Here is a 20,677-nt window from a genome sequence, read left to right as displayed (position 1 = left end):
AGCGTGGCGGCCGTGCGGGTGGCCGGGGTGACCGGACGTCGTTCGCCGTTCTCCCGCGTGACTCCCCACGTTCTCCTACGTCGGGACGGCACCGTATCGTCGCAACGTGAGCGTAGGGCCAGGAGCGTCGGAACGCAACCGTTCCGTCGTAACGCCTATGCTGGTCCGCATGACGACGAACGCCGACGAGCCCCAGCCGCGTCCGCGCCGCCGGGCGCCCGCGGGGGCGGCCGTGCTCCGCGAGGACGTGACGCAGGCCATCCGGGCGGCCGTCTTCGAGGAGCTCGCGGCCGTCGGCTACGCGCGCATGTCCATCGAGGGCATCGCGCGCCGGGCGGGCGTGGGCAAGACGGCGGTGTACCGCCGCTGGCGCTCCAAGCTGCACCTGGTGCTCGACCTGGTCTCGGCGGTCGCGGCACAGGGCCTGCCCGCGCCGGACACCGGCTCGCTGGAGGGCGACCTGCGGCTGCTGTACGAGGTGACGGCCCGCGCCCTGCGCCACCCGGTCGCCTCGCAGGTCATCCCCGACCTCCAGGCCGAGGCGGCCCGCAACCCGGACATCGCCGAGGCCCTGCGGAAGGCCCTGCGGGAGGGGCAGGAAGGCGTGGCCAGCGGCATCGTGGCGGCGGCGGAGCGGCGCGGCGAGGTGCGGTCCGGCATCGACGAGGAGCTGGCCCTCGACCTGATCTCGGGGCCGCTGTACTGGCGCTCGGTGGTGATCCGCAGCCCCGGGCTGCCGAAGGGCTACCTGGCGGCGCTGGCGCGGGCCACGGCGGAGGCGCTCAGGGCGCTGTGAGACGGGCGCCGGCGAGGAGGCGCCCCGGCGCCCGGCGCGGCCGGCCGGGACCGGCCCCCCTCGGGGGCCGGCCGGTGGATCCCGGCGGGGCGTGGCCGGGCGCGTGAGCGGGGGCGGGCCGCCGGGAGGGCCCGGTCAGCCGCGGGCCGCCTCCGGACGCAGCCGCACCCAGCCCTCCCACGCCGACGTGATCATGTCCTGGACGTCGTGCTTGGCCTTCCAGCCCAGTTCGGCGGCGGCGCGGTCGGCGGCGGCGACGACGCGGGCCGGGTCGCCGGGGCGGCGCGGGGCGACGGCAGGGGGGCGGCCGCGGCCGGTGACGGCGTTGATGCGGTCGATCATCTCGCGGACGGAGACGCCCTCGCCGCGGCCGATGTTGAGGGTGAGGGCGAGACCGGGGGCGGAGCGCAGCGCGCGGGCCGCCGCGACGTGGGCCTCGGCCAGGTCCACCACGTGGATGTAGTCCCGGACGCAGGTGCCGTCCGGGGTCGGGTAGTCGTCGCCGAAGATGCGCGGGGGCGCGTTCTCCGTCAGCCTCTCGAACACCATGGGGATCAGGTTGGAGACGCCGACGTCGGCCAGCTCCGGGCACGCCGCGCCCGCCACGTTGAAGTAGCGCAGACAGGCGGTGGACAGGCCCGTCGCCCGGCCCGTCGCGCGCACCAGCCACTCGCCCGCCAGCTTGGTCTCGCCGTACGGCGACATGGGCGCGCACGGCGTCTCCTCCGTCACCAGGTCCACGTCCGGCATGCCGTACACCGCCGCCGAGGACGAGAACACGAAGGCGGGCACGCCGGCCGCCGCCACCGCCTCCAGCAGGACCCGCAGGCCCTCGACGTTCTCCCGGTAGTAGTGCAGCGGCAGCTCCACCGACTCGCCCACCTGCTTCTTCGCCGCGAGGTGGACGACACCGGTGACGCGGTGGCCGGCCAGGGTGCGCCGGACCCGTTCGCCGTCCAGGGTCGAGCCGACCACCAGGGGCACCCCGTCCGGCAGGCGCTCGGCGATCCCGGTGGACAGGTCGTCGTACACCACCGTCCGCTCGCCCGCCTCGGTCATCGCGCGTACGACGTGCGCCCCGATGTAGCCGGCGCCGCCGGTGATCAGCCAGGTCATGTGCGGCCGTCCCCTCGTCAGTTGGCCCGTGGTCGCTGGTCCGGACCCGTCCGGCCCGGTCGCTCCGCCCGGTCCGGACGGCTGTCGGCCTCGCTCCGTCCGGTCCGGTCGACTGTCAGTGAAGCAGGCGGCGGAGCCTTCCGCGGACCGCCGACGCGGCACCGCGCACGCCGCGCGCCAGGCGCACCGCGAACGCGCCCGAGTGCGTCGCGTACGGCTGTACGAGTACCACGCCGTGCCGGGCGCTCGGGACGGCGCGAGGGCGCATCCGTCCAGCGCCCGTGAGCGCGTGCGCCGTGACCTCGCGATGCGTTCCGTCGCGGAAGCGCACACGCAGACGCAGGTCCCAGGCTCCCGTCCCGAGCGCGGCCAGGCCGGCCGGGTCCACCGTCGTCTCGGCCGACCAGGTGTCCCCGGCGGACGGGGCGAGGGGCGCGGTGCGGCGCGGCCCGGCGCGGCCGCTCTCCCGGTGCCGCCACTCCACCTCCACCGCCTCCGGGCCGGCCGGCGCGAGGCGGCCGTACAGCTCGTGCAGGCGCAGCCGGAGGCGGGCGGCACGGGCGCGGGGGCGCAGTTCCGCGTCGACGGCGAGAGGCAGCAGCGGCACCGGGCGGGTGAGCAGCGGCTCCAGGCTGAGCTCGGGCAGGTCGTCCGACCACACGGGCGTGGAGTCGGGGGCGCGGGCGTACGGCGGGAGCAGCCGGGCCGGGCGGGCCGCCAGCTCCGTCAGGCGGGGCAGGTCGCGCGGTTCGGGACAGGCGAGGACGACCCGGGCGGCGAGGCGGCCCGGCGCGGCCGGGTCGCGCGCCCAGTCGGCCGCGTCGTACTCCGCGAGGCACGCCCGCGTGTGCGCCCACCACGCACGCCGGTAGTGCGTGTCGCGCAGGCCCAGCTCGCGCACGTACATGCGCAGGTCGTGGTCGAGGAACTTGGCGCGCGCCGCCCGCGCCAGCTCCTTTCGCCCGGCGCCCAGCAGGATCGCGTGCGCCTGCCGGCACGCCTCGGTGCGGGCCTGCCAGTTGCCGATGCCCGCGCGGTCCAGCGAGATCGACAGCCGCGCGGCGGACCGGCGCACGTGCCACGTGTACACCCGGTCCGGGACCAGGACGATGCGCGGCCCGGCGGCCAGCACGCGCGCGGTGAAGACGACGTCCTCGTAGGGGAAGCGGCCCTCGGGGAAGCGGATGCCGTGCGCGCGCAGGAAGCCGGTGCGGTAGAGCTTGTTGACGCAGAGCGTGTCGTGGACCAGACGCGGGACCCGCGCCGGGTCCGTGATCACGGCGCGCTGCGCGTACAGGCGTCCCTCCCACGGCACCTCGCGCCCCGAGGGCAGCTCACGGCGTACGCACAGCCCGCTCGCGACCTCCGCGCGCTCCGCCTCCGCCGCCGTCAGCAGCGCGTCCGCCGCGCCGGGCGGCAGCACGTCGTCGCTGTCCAGGAACATCACGTACGGCGAGGTCACCGTGGCCAGGCCGGTGTTGCGCGGGCTGCCGCAGCCGCCGCTGTTGACCCGGCGCCGGACCACCCGCAGGCGCGGCTCGCTCCGGGCCAGGCGGGCCAGCAGGTCCGCGCTGCCGTCGGTCGAGCCGTCGTCGACGGCGACGACCTCGCGGACGGCGGGGCCCTGGGCCAGCGCCGAGCGCACGGCGTCCGCCACGTGACCGGCGTCGTCGTACCCGATCACGACGACGGCGACCCGGGGGAGGCTGTGGCGCTCCGGTGCGGCGGGGGGTGCGGCGTTCATCACGGCGGATCGTAAGCCGGGTGAACACGATGAAAATGCTTACACGCGGTCGATCGGCGGCAAAGCCGAGCGAAGAGGATGAAACCGGACCCGCGGCGGGCGCGGCGGCGCGGCCCGGCGGGCGGGAGCCGTGACGGCGGGGCCTAGCGGTTCGCCTCCTCCGCCGCCGCCGCGTCCAGGGCGGTGGTGAGCTGGTCGAGGCGGGCCCGCAGCTCGCGGATCTCGTCGAGGTCGAAGCCGGTCGCGGCGGCGATCCGGCGCGGCACCTCGAGCGCCCGCCCGCGCAGCGCGGCGCCCTCCTCGGTCAGCCGCACCTGCACCGACCGCTCGTCGCGCGTGCTGCGCTCGCGCCGGACCAGGCCGGCCGCCTCCAGTCGCTTCAGCAGCGGGGACAGCGTGCCGGAGTCCAGGCGCAGGTGCTCGCCCAGCTTCTTCACGGGCAGGTCGCCGTGCTCCCAGAGCACCAGCATCACCAGATACTGCGGATAGGTGAGCCCGAGGTCCTTGAGGATCACGCGGTAGACGCCGCCGAAGGCGCGCGAGGCGGCATTCAGCGAGAAGCAGATCTGCTGGTCGAGGCGGAGCCAGTCCGCCGTGGGCGTGCTCATGCGCCCAGGGTAACTCCTTCCGCTATTTAGTTGCGTGCAATTTAATTGTGTGCTCTACTCGGGGTCGTGGATCGGCCCGGTCCCCTCCGGGACGGGCCGGCCGCCACGACCCCGCCTCCCGGCTTCCGGACCCCAGAAAGGGATGGATCTTCCATGGACGCGCTCTACACCGCCGCCGCCACCGCCACCCACGGCCGCGAGGGCCGCGCCGTCTCCTCCGACGGCCGCCTCGACCTCCAGCTGGCCGTCCCCGTGGAGATGGGCGGCACCGGCCAGGGCACCAACCCCGAGCAGCTCTTCGCCGCCGGCTACTCCGCCTGCTTCGCCAGCGCCCTCGCCCTCGTCGGCCGGCAGGCGAAGGTCGACGTCAGCGACGCCGCGGTGACCGCCGAGGTCGGCATAGGCAAGCAGGGCGAGGGCTTCGGGCTCGCCGTCACCCTCCGCGTCGAACTGCCCGGCACCGTGGACGAGGCGACCGGCCGCAAGCTGGTCGAGCAGGCCCACCAGATCTGCCCCTACTCCAACGCCACCCGCGGCAACATCCCGGTCGACCTCGTCGTCGAGTAGGCGGCGCCGGGCGGCCGGCGTCCGGCGGGCCGCCCTCCCGCCCGGTCACCCGATCCGCGCCAGCACCTCCCCCGTCCGCCCGTTCCGCGCGACCACCACGGCCTCCTCGGGCACCGGCCGCCAGCGGGTCAGCAGCAGCCACCGCACGTGGTAGCGGCGGACGACGGCGGCGCGCTCGGCGCGGGTCGAGCCAGGGGCCAGGAAGGCGCGCACATCGGCGAGCCGGCGCCGCCGCTCCCGCTCGTCCAGGGCCGGGTCCGGCCAGGCGGGCGCGGCGAGGTTCGGGCCGTACCCGGCGATCGCGTGGACGGCGTAGTAGCCGTCGGTGATCACCACCTCGCCGGGCCCGATGTGCCGCGCGGCCCACGCGTACGCCGGCCACCGCGGCGGCTGCGCGAACCCCACCGGATCCAGCGGGCGCGGCACCACCGCCCCCGCGTGCACGGTGAGGAAGCCCAGGCAGGCGCCCGCCGCCGCGACCGCGCCCAGCAGCCGGCGCCGCGGCCCCCACGGCCGGGGCCGGGCCAGCTCCACCGCGAGCGCGAACTGCGGCGGCACCAGCGTGAGCCCGAGGATCCTGCCGTAGGTGTAGTGGCCGCTGACCCAGCCGTACGCCACCACCAGGCAGTCCAGGGCGAACATCAGCACCAGCGGGTCCCGCGCCGAGCGGCGCAGGCGCAGCCACAGCGCCGGCAGCCCCAGCAGCGCCAGCCAGAACTGCCCGCCCAGGTGCAGGTACAGCCGCCGGTGCATCGCGTCCACGCTGCGGTCCCCGGCGAGGGCCAGCACGTCGAAGTACGGCCACCACGCCGCGGCCGTCAGCGCCGCGAGCCCGGTCAGCGCCCACCGCCCCGCCACGGCCGGCCGCCACCTGCGCTGCCACCCGGCGACGAGGGCCGCCGCGCCCAGCGCCGCCGCCACCGAGGTGATCGGGTGCACCAGCAGGATCAGCCCGTACAGCACGCCCAGCCCCGCGTACCCGGCCGGGCGCGGCAGCCCGCCCGGCCCGGCGCGCCGCCCGGACCCCGGGCCCGCGGACCCCCCGCCGCGCCCGGGCGGGAGGGAGCCCCGCCGCGCCCGCGCCCCCGTCAGTGCCCAGGCCCAGAAGGACAGGCCGATCGCGAACGTCGACGGGTAGGCGAGGTTGCCGGTCATCGACATCAGCCCGAGGTAGCCGCTCCACCAGGCCCGCTCGGTGCCCCACAGCAGCGCCATGGCCGCCGGCGCGAGCACCGGGGCCCACGGGCGCGGCGTCAGCACGCGCACGAAGCGGCCGACGCCGGTCAGCAGCACCAGCAGGTTGACGGGGCCGGCGAGCCGGACCACCTCCCAGCCGCCCAGCCCGGTCAGCCGCGCGACCACGCCCTGCGCGACGGCGTACGGCGAGTAGTAGGGGCTGCCCGCGCCCGGCAGGCCGGCCGTCGGATGGCGCGGGTCGAGGAGGTCCGCCGCCAGGCGTTCGACGACCGCCGCGTGCTGGCCGGCGTCGCAGCACAACGGCACCCGCCAGTACGCCAGCGACACCACCAGCCAGAACAGCGGGCCGGCGACCTGGTACGGGGTGGGGCGCCGACGACGGCCGGCGCGCGGCGCCGCGCCGCCGCGCGCGGTCCGCCGGACGAGGACTCCGGCGCTCACCGGACCGAGGGGAATCGGGGCATTCGGGGCATCTGCCGTATCTTCCCCCGGTCGTCGGCGACATGACGCCGTGTCACCTCATCGGGTGAGGTACGGCCGTGCCGGTGGCATCCGTCACCTCATCGAGCAGGCCCGGTCCGGGTGCCCCTGCGCGGGCAGCGCCACCCGCGACCGCACCAGCCCCTCCAGCAGCAGCGGCACCCCCAGCACCGGCAGCAGCCACGCCAGCACGATCAGCCGCTCGCCCCAGATGGTGATGTCCGGATGCCCGGCCTGGGTGAGGAACCCGGTGCCCGCGGCGGCGATCAGGAATCCGCCGAACGCGGGCCGCCGCAGCGCGCCCCACACCCCGGCGGCCAGCGCCGCCACGAACAGCGGCTCCCACAGCTGCCGGCGCAGCCACTCCACCCAGAAACGCCCCTGGAGCTGCAGGAACTCCCGCCACGGCCGCTCCCGGTCGGGCCGGGCGAAGTGGTCGGTGAGCAGGTCCTGGACGCTCTCGGACGCGGAGGGGTAGTGCAGCAGCCGCGCCAGCAGCAGCGTCCCGGCGGCGGCGGCCAGCCCGGTCCCCGCCACCGCGCACACGCCCCGCCCCGGCGCCCGGCCCCGCCGGCGCCGCCGCAGCGCGATCACCGTGCCCGCGCCGGCCAGGCACAGCCCGAGGAACAGCGCCTGCGAGTGCTTCACGGCGAACAGCGCGAGCAGCGAACCGCCGACCAGGGCGAGCCCGGCCCGCTCCCGCCGCCCCCGGAGCACCAGCGCGCAGCCCCACACCGCCGCCAGGGTCAGCGCCAGCAGCAGCCCCTCCGTCATGGGGCGCATGGCGGTCGCCCCGCACGGCAGCACGTAGTACAGCACCTGGCCGGCCGACGCGAGCGGCGCCGGCACCGCCAGGGTGCGCAGGACCAGGAAGACCAGGACCCCGCCCAGCACCGTGACGACGACCCCCGCCGCCCACACGCCCCACGTCACGCCGAGCACCGTGACGAACGGCACCAGGAACAGCGGGTAGCCGGGCCGCGCCTCGAAGATCCGCATGAAGCGCTCCGAGGTGAACGGCACGGTGCGCCCGCCGGTCTGCCCGGCGCGCAGCCGCGGCTCGACCTTCCGCCACTCCCGCTCCCGGCACTCGGCCCGCACCCGCGGGGCGGGGTCGGGCCGGTGGAAGCGGACCACGTCGACGTCCTGCCGGCGGTGCGCGATCGACGCCCTGCTCCCGCAGTAGTGGTCGATGGTGGCCGCGGCCGCCGCCCGCTTGTCCGCGCCGCTCAGACCCAGGGCGTACGACACGTAGTTCCGGGTGTCGGGGGTGGCCCGGCCGGTGACGTTCGCGAGCTGGAGCACGGCGAACACCGCGGCCGCCACCAGCACCCAGGTGCGCGGCCTCACCACGAGGTCAGCAGGTCGCGGGCGGCGGCCGGCGCGGGCAGCCGGGCGGTGGCCGGCGCCGGCATCTCCTCGCCCAGCAGCAGCGTCCGTACGACCCGCTCGGCGGCCCGGCCGTCGTCGAACTCGCAGAACCGCCCGGCGAAGGCGGCCCGCAGCCGCGCCGCCTCCTCGTCCCGCCACGCCCCGGAGGCGAACAGCCACGCCAGCTCCCGGTAGGAGCGCGCGACATGGCCGGGCGCCTCGGCGGTGATGTCGAAGTAGGTGCCCCGGCTCGCGGTGTACGCCGCGAGATCGTCGGCGTGGACCACGATCGGCCGGTCCAGGTTGGCGTAGTCGAACATCAGGGCGGAGTAGTCGGTGACCAGCACGTCGGAGGCGAGCATCAGGTCCGTCACGTGCGGCTCGTCCGTCGCGTCGATCAGCACCCCGCGCCGGTGCAGCTCGGCCAGGCCCATGCCGCGCGCCGGGCCGGCGGCCAGCGAGGGGTGCAGCCGGACGACCAGGGTGTGGTCGGCGCCGAGATCCGCGGCGAACCGGGCCAGGTCGATCCGTTCGACGTACCCGCCCCGGCGGTAGTCGCGGAAGGTCGGCGCGTACAGCACGACCGTGTGGCCGTCGGGGACGCCGAGCCGGGCGCGGACCCGCCGGCCGTGTTCGGCGTCGGCGCCGACCAGCACGTCGTTGCGCGGGCTGCCGGTCCGCGCGGACCGGAAGCGACACGGATAGGCCCGCTCCCACACCAGCTCCGAGTGCCGGTTGGCGACCAGGCTGTAGTCCCAGCGGTCCGCGCGGCGCAGCATCTGCGGCACGTCCAGGCCGTACCGGGCGCCGGGCTTGGCGAGCAGGTCGGCGCCCATGTACTTCAGCGGGGTGCCCTGGTGGGTGTGGATGTGGACGCTGCCGGGCCGCTTGACCAGCGCGCCGGGCCAGTTGACGTTGTTGACGAAGAACGCGGCCCGCTCGGTGACCCGGCGGTACCCGGCGGACCCGAGGAGCACGCACTCCGCGCCCGGCGGCAGCGCCGCCGCGGCCGCCGCGGCCGTCTCCTCGTCCCGCACCACCCACACCCCGCGCAGGTGCGGGGCGATCTCGCGCGCCTTGTGGTAGATCGCCGCCGGATCGCCGAGGACGCCCCGGTGCGAGAACGCCGAGTACACGACCAGGTGCGGATCCAGCGGGCGCAGGGCGCGCACCGCGGACCGGCCGCGTGCCAGCCGCCCGGCCGCCGCGGCCCGCGCCTGCCGCGCCCGCCGCTCCAGCTCGCGCCCCGCCCGCCCGGCCTCCCGCCGGACGCGGTAGGCGGCGTACCCGCCCTCCAGCACCCGCAGCCCGGCCGGCACGGCCGCGCCCTCGGGCCGGTGGGCGCGGAACAGCTCGGCCGTGCGGCGGAAGAACGCGCGCCGGGCGGACGGCGGCAGCCGGTCCGGCTTGGCGAGGACGTCGAGGCAGTGCTCGCCCATCTTGGTGTGCAGGAAGGGCCGCCAGCCCGCCAGCTCCGGACGGGCGTCGAGATACGCGAAGACCCGCTCGTACTGCTCGTGGATGTCGAAGTGCCGGCGGCTGGTGGTGGACAGGATGCTGCCCCGGCGGCGCTGCCGGTAGTTCAGGCAGATCCGGTCCAGCGTGGCGATTCGCCCGGCGCTGAGCAGGACCGGGAACGTCCACGGCGTGTCCTCGTAGTAGCCCGGCGGGAAGGCGAAGCCCTCCCGCTCGACGAAGTCGCGCCGGTAGACCTTGTTCCACACCACCATCAGCAGGCTCAGGATCTCGGGACGCTCGGCCGCGGTGAAGGTGCCCTCGCCGGCCTGGGCCAGCACCCGCGCCAGGGCGTTGCGCCGCGTCCCGCCCCACCAGTAGGTGCGGGCGTAGTCGAAGACCAGCACGTCCGGGTCGGCGGTCTGCGCCAGCCGGTCGGCCAGCGCGCGCAGCGCGCCCGGGGTGAGGGTGTCGTCGCTGTCCAGGAAGAACAGGTAGTCGCCGGTGGCGTGCGGCATCCCGGCGTTGCGGGCGCGGCCCAGGCCGACGTTCTCCGGCAGGTGCAGGGCGCGCACCCGCTCGTCGCGGGCCGCGTACTCGTCGAGGATCGCGCCGCAGCCGTCCGGGGAGCGGTCGTCGACGGCGATCACCTCGACGTCCCGGTAGGACTGCTCCAGCACCGAGTCCAGGCACTCGCGCAGGTAGCCCTGCACCTTGAAGCAGGGGATGATCACGCTGAAACGGGGCACGTCAGCTCCTCACCAGGGTCGTCGCGGCGGGGGCGGGCACGCGCTCGGCGAGCGGGAGCACCGGCGGCAGCGCCTCGGGCGGCTCGCCCAGCAGCACCCGCCGCACGACGCGCTCGGCGGCCCGCCCGTCGTCGAACTCGCAGAACCGCTCCCGGAACGCCGCCCGCAGCGCCGCCGCCTCCGGCCCCGCCCAGGTGCCGTCCCGGAACAGCCGCGCCAGCTCCTCGGGGGTCCGGGCCACCGGGCCGGGCGGCTGCGCCATCAGGTCGAAGTAGACGCCCCGGGTCTCCCGGTAGACGTCCCAGTCGTCGGCGTAGATCACGATCGGCCGGTCCAGGTTGGCGTAGTCGAACATGATCGAGGAGTAGTCGGTGATCAGCGCGTCGGCGGCCAGGCACACCTCCTCGGTGGAGCGGTGCGCGGTCACGTCGAGGATCCGCCCGCCGCCGCGGGCGGCGCCCCGGTCGTAGAAGTAGTGGGCGCGCAGCAGCACGACCACGTCCTCGCCGGCCGCCTCGCAGAAGGCCGCCAGGTCCAGCCCGGTCTCGAAGCCGGTGCGGTGGTCGCGGTGCGTGGGCGCGTACAGGACGGCCGTCCTGCCCTCCGGGACGCCCAGGTCGCGCCGGATCCGGGCCACGTCGCGCGCGGTCGCCGTGTAGTACACGTCGTTGCGCGGATAGCCGTACTCCAGCTGCTCGTAGGAGCCCGGGAAGGCGCGCTCCCACACCTGGGTGGAGTGGCGGTTGGCCGAGAGGTTGAAGTCCCAGCGGTCGACGCGGCCCAGCAGCTTGGTGAAGCTGCCGGTCGCCGCGGCCACCACCGGGTACGTCGACTGGTCGACGCCCATCTTCTTCAGCGGCGTGCCGTGCTGCGTCTGCAGGTGCACGCTGCCCGGGCGCTTGACCACGCCCTCCGCGAAGTTGGCGTTGTTGACCAGGTACTTCGCGCGGGCCAGCACCTCCCAGCAGCGGCGGCTGCCGAGGACGGCGTACTCCACGCCCTCGGGCAGGGTGTGCTCCCGGCCGGCCTCGACCAGGAACACCGAGCGGATGTGCGGGGCCAGTTCGCGCGCCCTGGCGTGGATCGCGGCCGGATTGCAGGCGTAGCCGCGGCCCCAGTACGCGCAGTACACGGCGAGGTTCGGATCCAGCGGGCGGCGCAGGTGCAGCCGGTACAGCAGGCGGGTGCGCGCTCCGCGCGGGCGGGGCACGGCCCGGACGGCGCGCACGGCCGCCCGGTGCAGGCCGCGCAGCGCGCGGAACGCCGGGTACGACCCGGACGCCAGCAGCCGGTGCTGCACGCCGAGCCCGCCGCCCGGGGGGCGGAAACCGGCGGGCCGGTGACGGCGGTAGAGCGCGCTCGCCCGGCGGAAGAAGTCCCGGCGACCCGACGGCAGCCGCCGCGGGTGCGCGGCCGTCCGCAGCAGCGCGGCGACCGCCTGCTCGAACAGCGGCTCCCGGCGCCGCGCCGGCAGCCCCAGCTCGCCGGCGCGGGTGAGCACCAGGTCCACCTGGCCGAGCAGGTCGAAGTGGTGCGTCCCCGGCGCGTCGAGTCGGCTGCCCTGCCGGCGCAGCAGATGCCGCACGACCACCGAGCGCAGCACCGCCAGCCGCTCGGCGTGGACCGTGACCAGGCCGCCGAAGCCGACGTCGGTGTGGTGCCCGGCGGGGAAGGCCAGCCGCCGCCCGGTGAGGAAGGCCCGCCGGTAGGCCGCGCTCCACGCCGGCAGCCGCACGCCGGTCAGCCGCGGCGCCCGGCCGGGGGAGAAGGCCCCGTCCGGGGCGTCCGCCAGCAGGGGCGCGGCCGGGTTCGCCGGCTCGCCCTCCCACCAGGGGACCCGCTCGTGCTCGGCGTACAGGACGTCCACGTCGCCCGTCTCCCGCAGCCGCGCGTCGAGCGCCGCCAGCGCTCCCGGCACGAGCGTGTCGTCGCCGTCGAGGAACAGCACGTACGCGCCGGTCGCCGCCCGCAGCCCGGCGTTGCGCGCCCCGGCCAGGCCGGCCGACGGCGGCGCGTGCACGGGGGCCACCCGGGAGTCCCGCCCGGCGCGGGCCGCGACCACGTCCGCCGCGGGGGAGTCCGGCGCGTCGCACACCGGGATCAGCTCGAAGTCGCCGAAGGACTGGGCGAGGACCGAGTCCAGGGCCTGGGCCAGCCGGCCCGCGACCCCATGGGACGGGACGATGATGCTGAAGCGGGGCATTCTGCTCCCTCTGTGGCTCGACGGGTCTTCTCGGTGCGGCCGGCCGCCTCAGCCGGCGGGACGGCGGCCGGGCCGCCCCGCCGGCCGCCAGGCGGGCGGCCGGGTCGGAGTGGGCCGCGACGAGCCGCGGGGCCTGCGGAACATACGGACTCCCGGGGGGACGGCGGTCAGGGGCGGTCGGGGACGGCGCGCGGATCGCGGGCCGCGGACCCGCCGGCGACCGCGCCGCGGGCGTCCGGCGGGCGGGCGCCGGCCGCGATCGGCTCCGGATCCCGGCACGACCGGCGCCGCGCCGGCTCCGGGCACTCGGCGGGGCGCGCCTGAACCTGGTACGCGGGGACGATGACACTGGACCGGGGCACGGCACATCCATGGGTCGGTGCGGGCGTTCGGCCCGGGAACGGCCAATGGAGTGACTTGGTTACGGCGTTTGTGGCATACGGGGGACCGCGGCCGGACGGCGGAGGGGGCGGGCCGGTGCCGGCCCGCCCCCTCCGCCCCGTCCCCGGCGGCTACTTGACGGCGCCCGCCATCACCCCGGAGACGAACTGCCGCTGGAAGGCGAAGAACACGGCCAGCGGGATCACCATGGAGATGAACGCGCCGGGCGCCAGCACGTCGATGTTGTTGCCGAACTGCCGTACCTGCGTCTGCAGCGCGACCGTGATCGGCTGGCTGCCGGAGTCGGTGAACACCAGCGCGATCAGCATGTCGTTCCACACCCACAGGAACTGGAAGATGCCCAGGCTCGCGATCGCCGGCCCGCCGAGCGGCATCACGACCCGGGCGAACAGGCGCAGTTCACCGGCGCCGTCGAGGCGGGCCGCCTCCAGCAGCTCCCGGGGGATCTCCGCGAAGAAGTTCCGCAGCAGGAACACCGCGAAGGGCAGGCCGAAACCGGTGTGGAACAGGACCACGCCGAGGACCGAACCGAACAGGCCGATCCCGCCGAAGAGCTCGGCGATCGGGATCAGCGCCACCTGGACGGGCACCACCAGCAGCCCGACCACGCCGAGGAACCACCAGTCGCGGCCCGGGAACTCCATCCACGCGAACGCGTAGCCCGCCAGGGAGCCGATCACGACCACGAGGACCGTCGACGGGACCGTGATCAGCACGGTGTTGACCAGGGAGTCGGTGATGTCGCCGTTGCCCAGCAGCTTGTCGTAGCTCTCGAAGGTGAGCTGCGCGGGCTCGGTGAACACCTCCCACCAGCCGCTCGCGGCCATGTCCCGCGGCGCGCGCAGCGAGGAGATCAGCAGACCGATCGTCGGGACCAGCCAGAACAGGCCGACGACGACGAGGAACACCCGGACCAGGCCGCCGCCGACGCCCTCGGCGAGGCGCGAGCCGAGCGACCGCCCGGACGTCGCCGGCTGGGCGGGGGCGGCCTTCGGAGGAGTGCCGGCTTCGGCCGTCATCGCCTGACCTCCCGCCTGAGCCTGCGGATGTTGAACCACATCACCGGAATCACCAGGAGCAGCAGGAACACCGAGATCGCGCTGGCGACGCCCGGCTGGTCCTCGGAGAAGCCCTTGCGGTACAGCTCCAGGGCGAGGACGTTCGCGTCGTCCTGGGAGGAGCCGGGGGCGATGATGAAGACCAGGTCGAAGACCTTCAGCACGTTGATCATCAAGGTCACGGTGACGACCGCGAGGACCGGCGCCAGCAGCGGCACCGTGACCCTCCGGAACACCTGCCACTCGTTCGCCCCGTCGACCCGGGCGGCCTCCAGGAGCTCGCGGGGCACCCCGGCCAGTCCGGCCGCGATCAGCACCATCGCGAAACCGGCCCACATCCACACGTACGCCCCGATGATCGCCGGGGTGACCAGGGCCGGGCCGAGCCAGTCCGCACCGTTGTACGGCTCCCGGAAGTTGTCCGCCGGGAGCCGCAGCAGCGCCCCGTCGGCCGCCGCGGGCAGCGTGAACGTGCCGTCGTCGGCGGCCGTCGTCGACGCGACGACCCGGCCGTCCCGGACGGCCTCGATCCGCATGCCGGCGTAGCCCAGCTCGGACGCGTCGACGCCGCCCGGCGTGCCGGCGCCCTTGCCGCGGGTGAAGTCCTGCCAGGCCGTGCCGGTGACCTTGCCCGGTTCCGGCCGCGGCGGCGCCGCCCGCCGCGCGCTGTCGGGCATCCGGTCGGGCGCGACACCGACCAGCGGCAGCGCGACCGGCTCGCCGGCCCGCACCGGCTCCCGGGTGACGAACGCGCCCCCGCCGGCCGGCCGCAGCGGCGACTCGCGGCCCGGGTGCGCCTTCGGGAACGCCGACGACTGGGCGAACGTGTCGTGGACGCCCACCCACACCGCGTTGGCGACGCCCTTGTCCGGGTCCTGGTCGTACACCAGCCGGAAGATGATGCCCGCCGCCAGCATCGAGATCGCCATCGGCATGAAGACGACCAGCTTGAACGCCGTGCCCCAGCGCACCCGTTCGGTCAGCACCGCGAAGACCAGCCCGAGCGCGGTGGCGACCGTCGGCGCGAACACCACCCAGACGACGTTGTTCCGCAGGGCGGTGCGGATGCCGTCGTCGGTGAACAGGGCCCGGTAGTTGTCGAATCCGGCGAAGCCGTCGCCGGACTGGTCGTAGAGGCTGCGGACGACGGAGTACCCGATCGGGTAGACGACGAGCGCGCCCAGCAGCACGAAGGCGGGCAGCAGGAACAGCGCCGCCACCGCCTTGCGGGTGCCGGTCACGCTCCTGCGCGACCTGGGGGCGGCCGGGCCCGGCGGGGTCCCTGCCGCGCTGACCGACGCCATGGCGTCAGTCCCCGTAGGCGGCGGCCGCGTCCGCCTCCAGCTTGCGCTGGGCGCCCGCGACGTCCCTCGGGTTCTTCAGGAAGTCCTGCAGCGCCTTCCACTCGCCCTTGCCGGGCGTGCCGCCGAAGGCCTGCGGCGCCTGGTCGGACATGTCGAAGCGGAAGCTGTCCCCGGCCGCGATCAGCGCCTTCGCCATCTTGCGCTGCACCTCGTTCGGGTACGCCGACTCCGGCACGTTCCGGTTCGGCGAGAGGTAGCCGCCCAGCTTCGCCTGGACCGCCGCCGCGTCCGGGGAGGCGAGGAAGGTGGCCAGCGCCTGCGCCGCCTTCGAGTCCTGGAGGATCACGGCCGCGTCGCCGCCGGACACCACCGGCGCGGTGTCCCCGACCGCCGGGAACGGGAACACCTTCGCGTCCGTCCCGATCTCCGCCTCCGTCTCCCCGATGTTGACCTGCACGAAGTCGCCCTCGTAGACCATGCCCGCCTTGGGCTGGTCGCCGCCGGTGAAGGTCTGCGTCACCGACGCCGGGAACTCCGTCTGCAGCGCGCCGTCCGGGCCGCCCGCGAGGTAGTCCTTCTCGCCCCAGATCTCGGCGAGGGTGGTCAGGGCCTCCTTCACGGAGGGGTCCGTCCACTTGATCTCGTGCCGGGCCAGCCGGTCGTACTTCTCCGGGCCCGCCTGGGAGAGGTAGACGTTCTCGAACCAGTCGGTGAGGGTCCAGCCGTCGGCGCCGCCGACGGAGAACGGGGTGACACCGGAGTCGTAGACGGTCCGCGCGGTGGTGAGCAGCTCGTCCCAGGTCTTGGGCTCGCTCGCCCCGGCGTTCTCGAAGACCTGGGCGTTGTACCAGATCAGGGACTTGTTGGCGGCCTTGTAGTAGACGCCGTACTGCTTGCCGTCGACCTTGCCGATGTCCTGCCAGCCCCGCGAGTAGTTCTCGCCGAGCTCCTTGAGCGCGTCCGCGCCCAGCGGCTTGGCCCAGCCCCGCTCGACGGCCTGCTTGATGGCGCCGGGCTGCGGGAGCAGCGCCACGTCCGGCGGCTGACCGCCCGCGATCTTCGAACCGAGGAAGTTGACGATCGGGTCCTGGGCGGGCACGAAGGTCACCTCGGCGCCCGTGCGCTTCTCGAACTCCGCCAGGACCTTCTTGAAGTTGGCCTGCTCGGCGCCGGTCCAGACGGCGGCGACCTCCAGGCTCTCGCCGTCCAGCCTGGGCAGGGTGACGGCGGCGGCCGTCGCGTCACCGCTCTTCGGGGGATCGTCGCCGCCCTTGTCGCCGTCGCTTCCGCAGGCGGTGAGCGAGAGCGCCAGCGCTCCCGCGGCGGCGGCGGCCGCGGCCCGCGCGGCTCCGCGGCGGATGGGGGATGCCGTGAGACGGCTGGGCGATTTGCGTGTCCGTAAGGTGCTGCTCGTGCTGCGCATCACTGCCCCGTTCTTCGTTCCTCGTCGAACGTCCGGCGCTGTCCCGTGCGGTCTGGTGTACGCCCGGCGGGTCGGGGGCGGCAAGAGCGCGTCCGGCGCGAACACCGGGATCGTGACCGCCTCGTGATCAGGCACCGGCCCCTCCGGCGCGGCCGGCCGGGCGCGCCGGAGGGCAGGGGGCCGGGCGCGGCGTGGAGCGGCCGTCCGGGCCGGCCGCCGCCCGGCGGCCGGACGGTCCGTCAGAGCAGCGACGGCACCCGGGCCGCCGAGACCTCCCGCGCCGCCCGCTCCAGCGCGCTGGCCAGCAGCGCCAGGTCCGTCGGCCCGTTGCCCAGCTCCCGCACCGGGCGCCGGGCCGGCGGGTCGCCCATGCGGTGCCACTCCAGGGGGACGACCGTCGGGCGCAGGGTCGCCGTCCGGGGGATGCGGCCCGTGACCCGGCCGCCCTGGAACGGCGTCACCCTTCCGTCGGCCGTGGTCAGGCGCCCGCGCCCCGGCGCCGGTTCGTCCGGCCCCGGCACGGGCGCGTCGAGCGCGACCCGCAGGGCGGCCCGCCGGGCCGGCTCCGTCTGCGCCGTACGGCCCCCGGTCCCGGCGGCCGCCACCAGGTGCACCCCGAGCCGCTCGCCGTCCCGCGCCACGGCCTCCAGCGCCCGCATCACCGACCCCGCGGCGGGCCGGCCGGGCGAGCCGAGCGCGGGGGAGACCAGCGCGTCCAGGTCGTCCACGACCACGACCAGCCGGGGCAGCGGCACGACGGCCCGCGCGCGCTGCCGGGCCGCCCCCGGCCGCAGCCGCAGGGTCGAGCTGGACGGGACGTCGAGGTCCCCGGCCCCGCCGGCGGCCCCCGACGGGCCGCGCGCGGCCGCGGTGCGCTGGGCGACCATGCGGCCCGACAGCTCGCGTCCGGTGTGCCACTCGGTGAAGTCCGACCGCCCCAGCAGCTCCGCGCGCCGCTTCAGCTCGGCGCTCAGGGACTGCGCGAACTCCCGCATCCGCACCGGGTCGCCGGCGGTGAGGTGCGTGGTGACGTGCGGCACGTCCGTGCAGACCCGCAGGCCCTCGCCGGGGCCGCCGGCGGTGCCCGTGCCGTCCCGGCCGTCCATCAGCACGATGCCCAGCCGGTCCGGCCGCTCCGCCGAGGCCAGCGACGCCACGACCGCCCGCAGCAGCTCCGTACGGCCGCTGCCCGCCGGTCCCTCGATCAGCAGGTGGGGTCCCTCGGCCGCGAGGTCCACGACGACCGGGCCGCGCGGCCCCGCCCCCAGCACGGCCTGCACCCGGCCGCCGAGGGCCTCGGTGTCGTCGGCCGCGTCCGCCCAGCGGGCCATCAGCGAGGCGGGGGTCGCCCGGGCCAGGCCCAGCTCGTCGAGGAGCCGGGCCGTCCGGGGCAGCGGGGCGGACACGCGCGGCTGCCGCTCGCCGCCCGCGGCGTCCGTGCGCAGCGGCGCCAGCGCCCGCGCGAACCGCTCCGCCCAGGCGGCGGAGACGGCGTCCACGGTGGCCACGGTGCCGTGGCCGACCGGCCCCGTACCGGACGGGGACGCCGCCGGGGCGGTCCGGGCGACCCGCACCAGCCGCAGGGCCGTCGCCACGTCGCCGCTGAGCAGCGCGACGGCCCCGCACTCCCGGAACACCGGCGACACCGCGCAGGCCGCCTCGTAGGTCTCCGTCACCGGTGACAGCGGGGAGGCGGGGGGCGTCTCGGCGAGGCACACGACGTGTATCCCGGCCCGCGGGCCCTCCAGCGCCAGCCGCGCCACCGCCTCCCGTACGGCGGCCTCCCCGGGGTCGCCGTCCACGACGACGACGGTGCGCGGCCCCGTGAAGCCGGCCGCTTCGCCCGCCGCGTCGTCGTCCCGCGCCCAGGAGGGCCGCCGGGCGGCGGGGGCGGGCACGGCCGGCGGCTCCGGGACGCCGGGGGCGGGGGCCGGCCCGGCCGCGGCGCCCGGGTCCGCCGGGTGGTCCGCCAGGCGCCGGAGGAGTTCCTGGACGCGGGCCGTGGCCTGCTCGGGGTCGTAGGCGAGCAGCAGGCGGCAGTCCTGGCCGTGGGCCGGGCGGACATGGGGCAGCCAGCCCAGCCAGGACCACTCGGCGGTGCGCTCCTCCAGGGAGCGGGAGCGGTCCGTGCAGATCAGGACGAGTTCCAGGGTGTCGGGGGAGTGCAGCGCGGCGAGCTGGGCCAGCACCGAGCGGGCCAGCCCGGCCAGCCGCGCGCGCGGGCCGGCCAGCCCGAGCGCCCCGACCTCGCGCAGCCCGGCGGTCACCGGCACCGCGGGCAGCAGTCCCGAGCCGTCGGGCGCCGCCCGGTCGGCCGTGCCGAGCCGCACGGCGAGCGCCTCCGGATGGTCCGGCCCCCGCTCCCACAGCCGCGGGCCCGGCCCCAGCGCCGTCAGCAGCAGCGCGGCCGGGTCCGGCCAGGTCTCCGGCACGGGCGGCCGGACGCCGGCGGGCTCCGCCGCGACGCCGTCCACCCCCGCGGCGTATCCGCCGCGCCCGGCCGCGCCCTGCTCACCGCGTCCCCCGGCCAGCCGCCGCGCCCACGCCGCTATCCCGCCCCGCCTGCGCAGCGCCTGCGGAACGTCCGTCCCCCGGAGCGGGGTCCCCTTGCGCCCGCCGCCCTCACCGGCGCGGCCGTCCCGGACGGGCGTACGGGAGGCCGGGCCGTCGGCGAAGCCGTGCGGTGCGGTGGGGCCGGCCGTGCCGTGCGGGTGGCCCTGCGGGGCCTCGGCCCCGCCGGGGGCGGCCGCCTCGTCGCCGGCGTCGAAGGAACCCGCCCCGGACCGTCCCCCGTGCGTGTCGCCGCCGCCGGGAGCCGTCCCGGGAAGGCCCCCGAGCGCCGTCGTGCGCGGGGCGGCCGGGGCCGGACCGGTGCTTTCCCGCTCGAGGGGCGGCGCCGAACCCTGCCCCGGCACGACGGGGGGCCGCCCGCCGGAGCCGGCCGGGCCCCGGCCCGCCGTGCCGTAGCCGTGCCGCGTGTGCCCGGCGGGGGCGTCCGCCCCGCCGGGCGGCTGGGCGGGCTCCTCCGGGCCCTTCCCGGGCCGCTCGCCGCCGCCCGCGCCCGGCACCCGCACGTGTCCCTCGCCGTCCGGGGCCGTCTCCACCCGCGCCCCCGGACCGCCGCCCGGCGCGAGCCGCAGGGCCGACTCCCCGATGCGCAGCAGCGCGCCAGGGACGAACCGGACGGGGCGGGCGTCCACGCGCGCGCCGTCCAGCGTCGTGCCGTTGGTGGAGCCGAGGTCGGCGACCGTGACCCGGCCGTCGGCGGCGACGGTCACCGCGCAGTGCAGCCGGGAGACGTCCGGGTCGTCGAGCGGGACGTCGGCGTCGGCCGAGCGGCCGACGCGGATCTCGCCGCCGTGCAGCAGGTGGACCCCGCCCGCGTCGGGGCCCGCGACCACGTGGAGCTGGGCCGGGGCCTCGTCGAGCTCGGGGTGCGGCTCGGGCTCGCCCGGCGCGCCCAGGTACAGCACGGCGCCGTCGACCAGCGGGGGTTCGCCCAGGGTCGAGCGCTGGGCGTCGAGCCGGCGCGCGCCGGCGTACAGCGCCGCCGGGGACGAGCCGTCACCGCCGGGGACCGCCGCGGCCAGGGCGGAGGAGACCGCGGCCAGGGCCGTGCCGGCGGGCGCCGTGACCAGCACGTCGCAGCTCGCGGCGCGGCCCCGCGTCGGCGCGGAGGACGGGCCCAGCGGGTCTACGACGGTCAGCCGGATCTGCATCGCCGTCAGCGGTCCCTTCTGCGCGGGCGCCCGCGCCACGGGGAACGAGGCCCCCCGCGGTCCCCCACCGCGGACTTCCCCCACCGCCACACGAGCACGTCGGCCAGTAACTGGAGGCATCCTCGCACCTGCCGCTGACAACGTGCCCGCCGCCGAACAGCGAATGATCTTGATTGGTCGGCTCTGCCCGCAAAAATGCCTGACCATTGGCCTGAACGCGATCGATCGGCGCTCGCTTGAGATCGGTCACGTCCGCGCTCCGGCAACCGGCGGACCGGGTCGAGCGTCTTTCCCTCGAACGTGCACGGGAGGCCGCGGGCGGGACCCGCCGGAGGGCCGTGGCGGGGCGGCGGACGGACGGGCGGCCGGCGGCGGCCGGACCGCGGAGGAGTCGGAAGGACCCGCGTGAAGACAACCCCCGGTGTTCCGTGCTGCGGCACTACAGTGGGTCGGAACATCCCCCGTGGCACGGTGGACCACGGTGT

Annotated in this window: 13 protein-coding genes; 2 read left to right on the top strand and 11 right to left on the bottom strand. The window is 76.5% G+C overall.

The window, feature by feature from the left end:
- Positions 1–157 precede the first annotated feature (157 nt).
- Positions 158–796 (top strand): TetR/AcrR family transcriptional regulator, encoded by a 639-nt coding sequence (locus ACIBAI_RS03100; RefSeq protein WP_399030677.1) that lies wholly within the window; start codon positions 158–160, stop codon positions 794–796.
- 135 nt (positions 797–931) lie between these two features.
- On the opposite strand, the gene galE is transcribed toward ACIBAI_RS03100, so the two are convergent.
- The 3 genes from galE to ACIBAI_RS03085 form a co-directional block, all read right to left on the bottom strand.
- A complete protein-coding gene (gene galE / locus ACIBAI_RS03095) occupies positions 932–1,912 on the bottom strand; it encodes a UDP-glucose 4-epimerase GalE (protein ID WP_399030676.1) in 981 nt (326 codons plus the stop codon).
- Positions 1,913–2,027: 115 nt separating this feature from the next.
- On the bottom strand, positions 2,028–3,656 hold the full coding sequence (locus ACIBAI_RS03090) for a glycosyltransferase family 2 protein (protein ID WP_399030675.1): 1,629 nt from the start codon (positions 3,654–3,656) through the stop codon (positions 2,028–2,030).
- A gap of 143 nt (positions 3,657–3,799) precedes the next feature.
- Complete coding sequence (locus tag ACIBAI_RS03085; RefSeq protein WP_399030674.1) at positions 3,800–4,264, bottom strand: MarR family winged helix-turn-helix transcriptional regulator; 465 nt, start codon at positions 4,262–4,264, stop codon at positions 3,800–3,802.
- Positions 4,265–4,417: 153 nt separating this feature from the next.
- Here ACIBAI_RS03085 and ACIBAI_RS03080 point away from each other — a divergent pair, with 153 nt between their 5' ends.
- A complete protein-coding gene (locus ACIBAI_RS03080) occupies positions 4,418–4,831 on the top strand; it encodes an organic hydroperoxide resistance protein (RefSeq protein WP_399030673.1) in 414 nt (137 codons plus the stop codon).
- Between the two features lie 45 nt (positions 4,832–4,876).
- Here the strand turns inward: ACIBAI_RS03080 and ACIBAI_RS03075 are convergent, their stop codons facing one another.
- From ACIBAI_RS03075 to ACIBAI_RS03040, 8 genes are all read right to left on the bottom strand, one after another.
- Positions 4,877–6,469 (bottom strand): hypothetical protein, encoded by a 1,593-nt coding sequence (locus ACIBAI_RS03075; RefSeq protein ID WP_399030672.1) that lies wholly within the window; start codon positions 6,467–6,469, stop codon positions 4,877–4,879.
- A gap of 114 nt (positions 6,470–6,583) precedes the next feature.
- On the bottom strand, positions 6,584–7,858 hold the full coding sequence (locus ACIBAI_RS03070) for a hypothetical protein (RefSeq protein ID WP_399030728.1): 1,275 nt from the start codon (positions 7,856–7,858) through the stop codon (positions 6,584–6,586).
- Positions 7,855–10,083 (bottom strand): CDP-glycerol glycerophosphotransferase family protein, encoded by a 2,229-nt coding sequence (locus tag ACIBAI_RS03065; RefSeq protein WP_399030670.1) that lies wholly within the window; start codon positions 10,081–10,083, stop codon positions 7,855–7,857. Before ACIBAI_RS03065 ends, ACIBAI_RS03070 begins: the two co-directional genes overlap by 4 nt.
- 1 nt (position 10,084) lies before the next feature.
- Entirely contained in the window at positions 10,085–12,286 is a 2,202-nt protein-coding gene (locus ACIBAI_RS03060) for a CDP-glycerol glycerophosphotransferase family protein (protein WP_399030669.1), read from the bottom strand.
- Between the two features lie 512 nt (positions 12,287–12,798).
- Positions 12,799–13,707: a carbohydrate ABC transporter permease gene (locus ACIBAI_RS03055; protein WP_399030668.1), complete on the bottom strand. Its 909-nt coding sequence runs from the start codon at positions 13,705–13,707 to the stop codon at positions 12,799–12,801.
- Complete coding sequence (locus ACIBAI_RS03050; RefSeq protein ID WP_399030667.1) at positions 13,704–14,987, bottom strand: carbohydrate ABC transporter permease; 1,284 nt, start codon at positions 14,985–14,987, stop codon at positions 13,704–13,706. Before ACIBAI_RS03050 ends, ACIBAI_RS03055 begins: the two co-directional genes overlap by 4 nt.
- A gap of 67 nt (positions 14,988–15,054) precedes the next feature.
- Positions 15,055–16,473, bottom strand: coding sequence for an ABC transporter substrate-binding protein (locus ACIBAI_RS03045; RefSeq protein WP_399030666.1), 1,419 nt, complete (start codon positions 16,471–16,473; stop codon positions 15,055–15,057).
- Positions 16,474–16,712: 239 nt separating this feature from the next.
- On the bottom strand, positions 16,713–20,192 hold the full coding sequence (locus ACIBAI_RS03040) for an FHA domain-containing protein (RefSeq protein WP_399030665.1): 3,480 nt from the start codon (positions 20,190–20,192) through the stop codon (positions 16,713–16,715).
- Between the last annotated feature and the right edge of the window lie 485 nt (positions 20,193–20,677).

It is taken from the genome of Streptomyces sp. NPDC051041 (assembly GCF_044456065.1).
Taxonomy (GTDB): Bacteria; Actinomycetota; Actinomycetes; order Streptomycetales; family Streptomycetaceae; genus Streptomyces; species Streptomyces glaucus.
The sequence above is the reverse complement of the archived record's forward strand: the minus strand, read 5'-3'. Positions and strand labels throughout refer to the sequence as shown.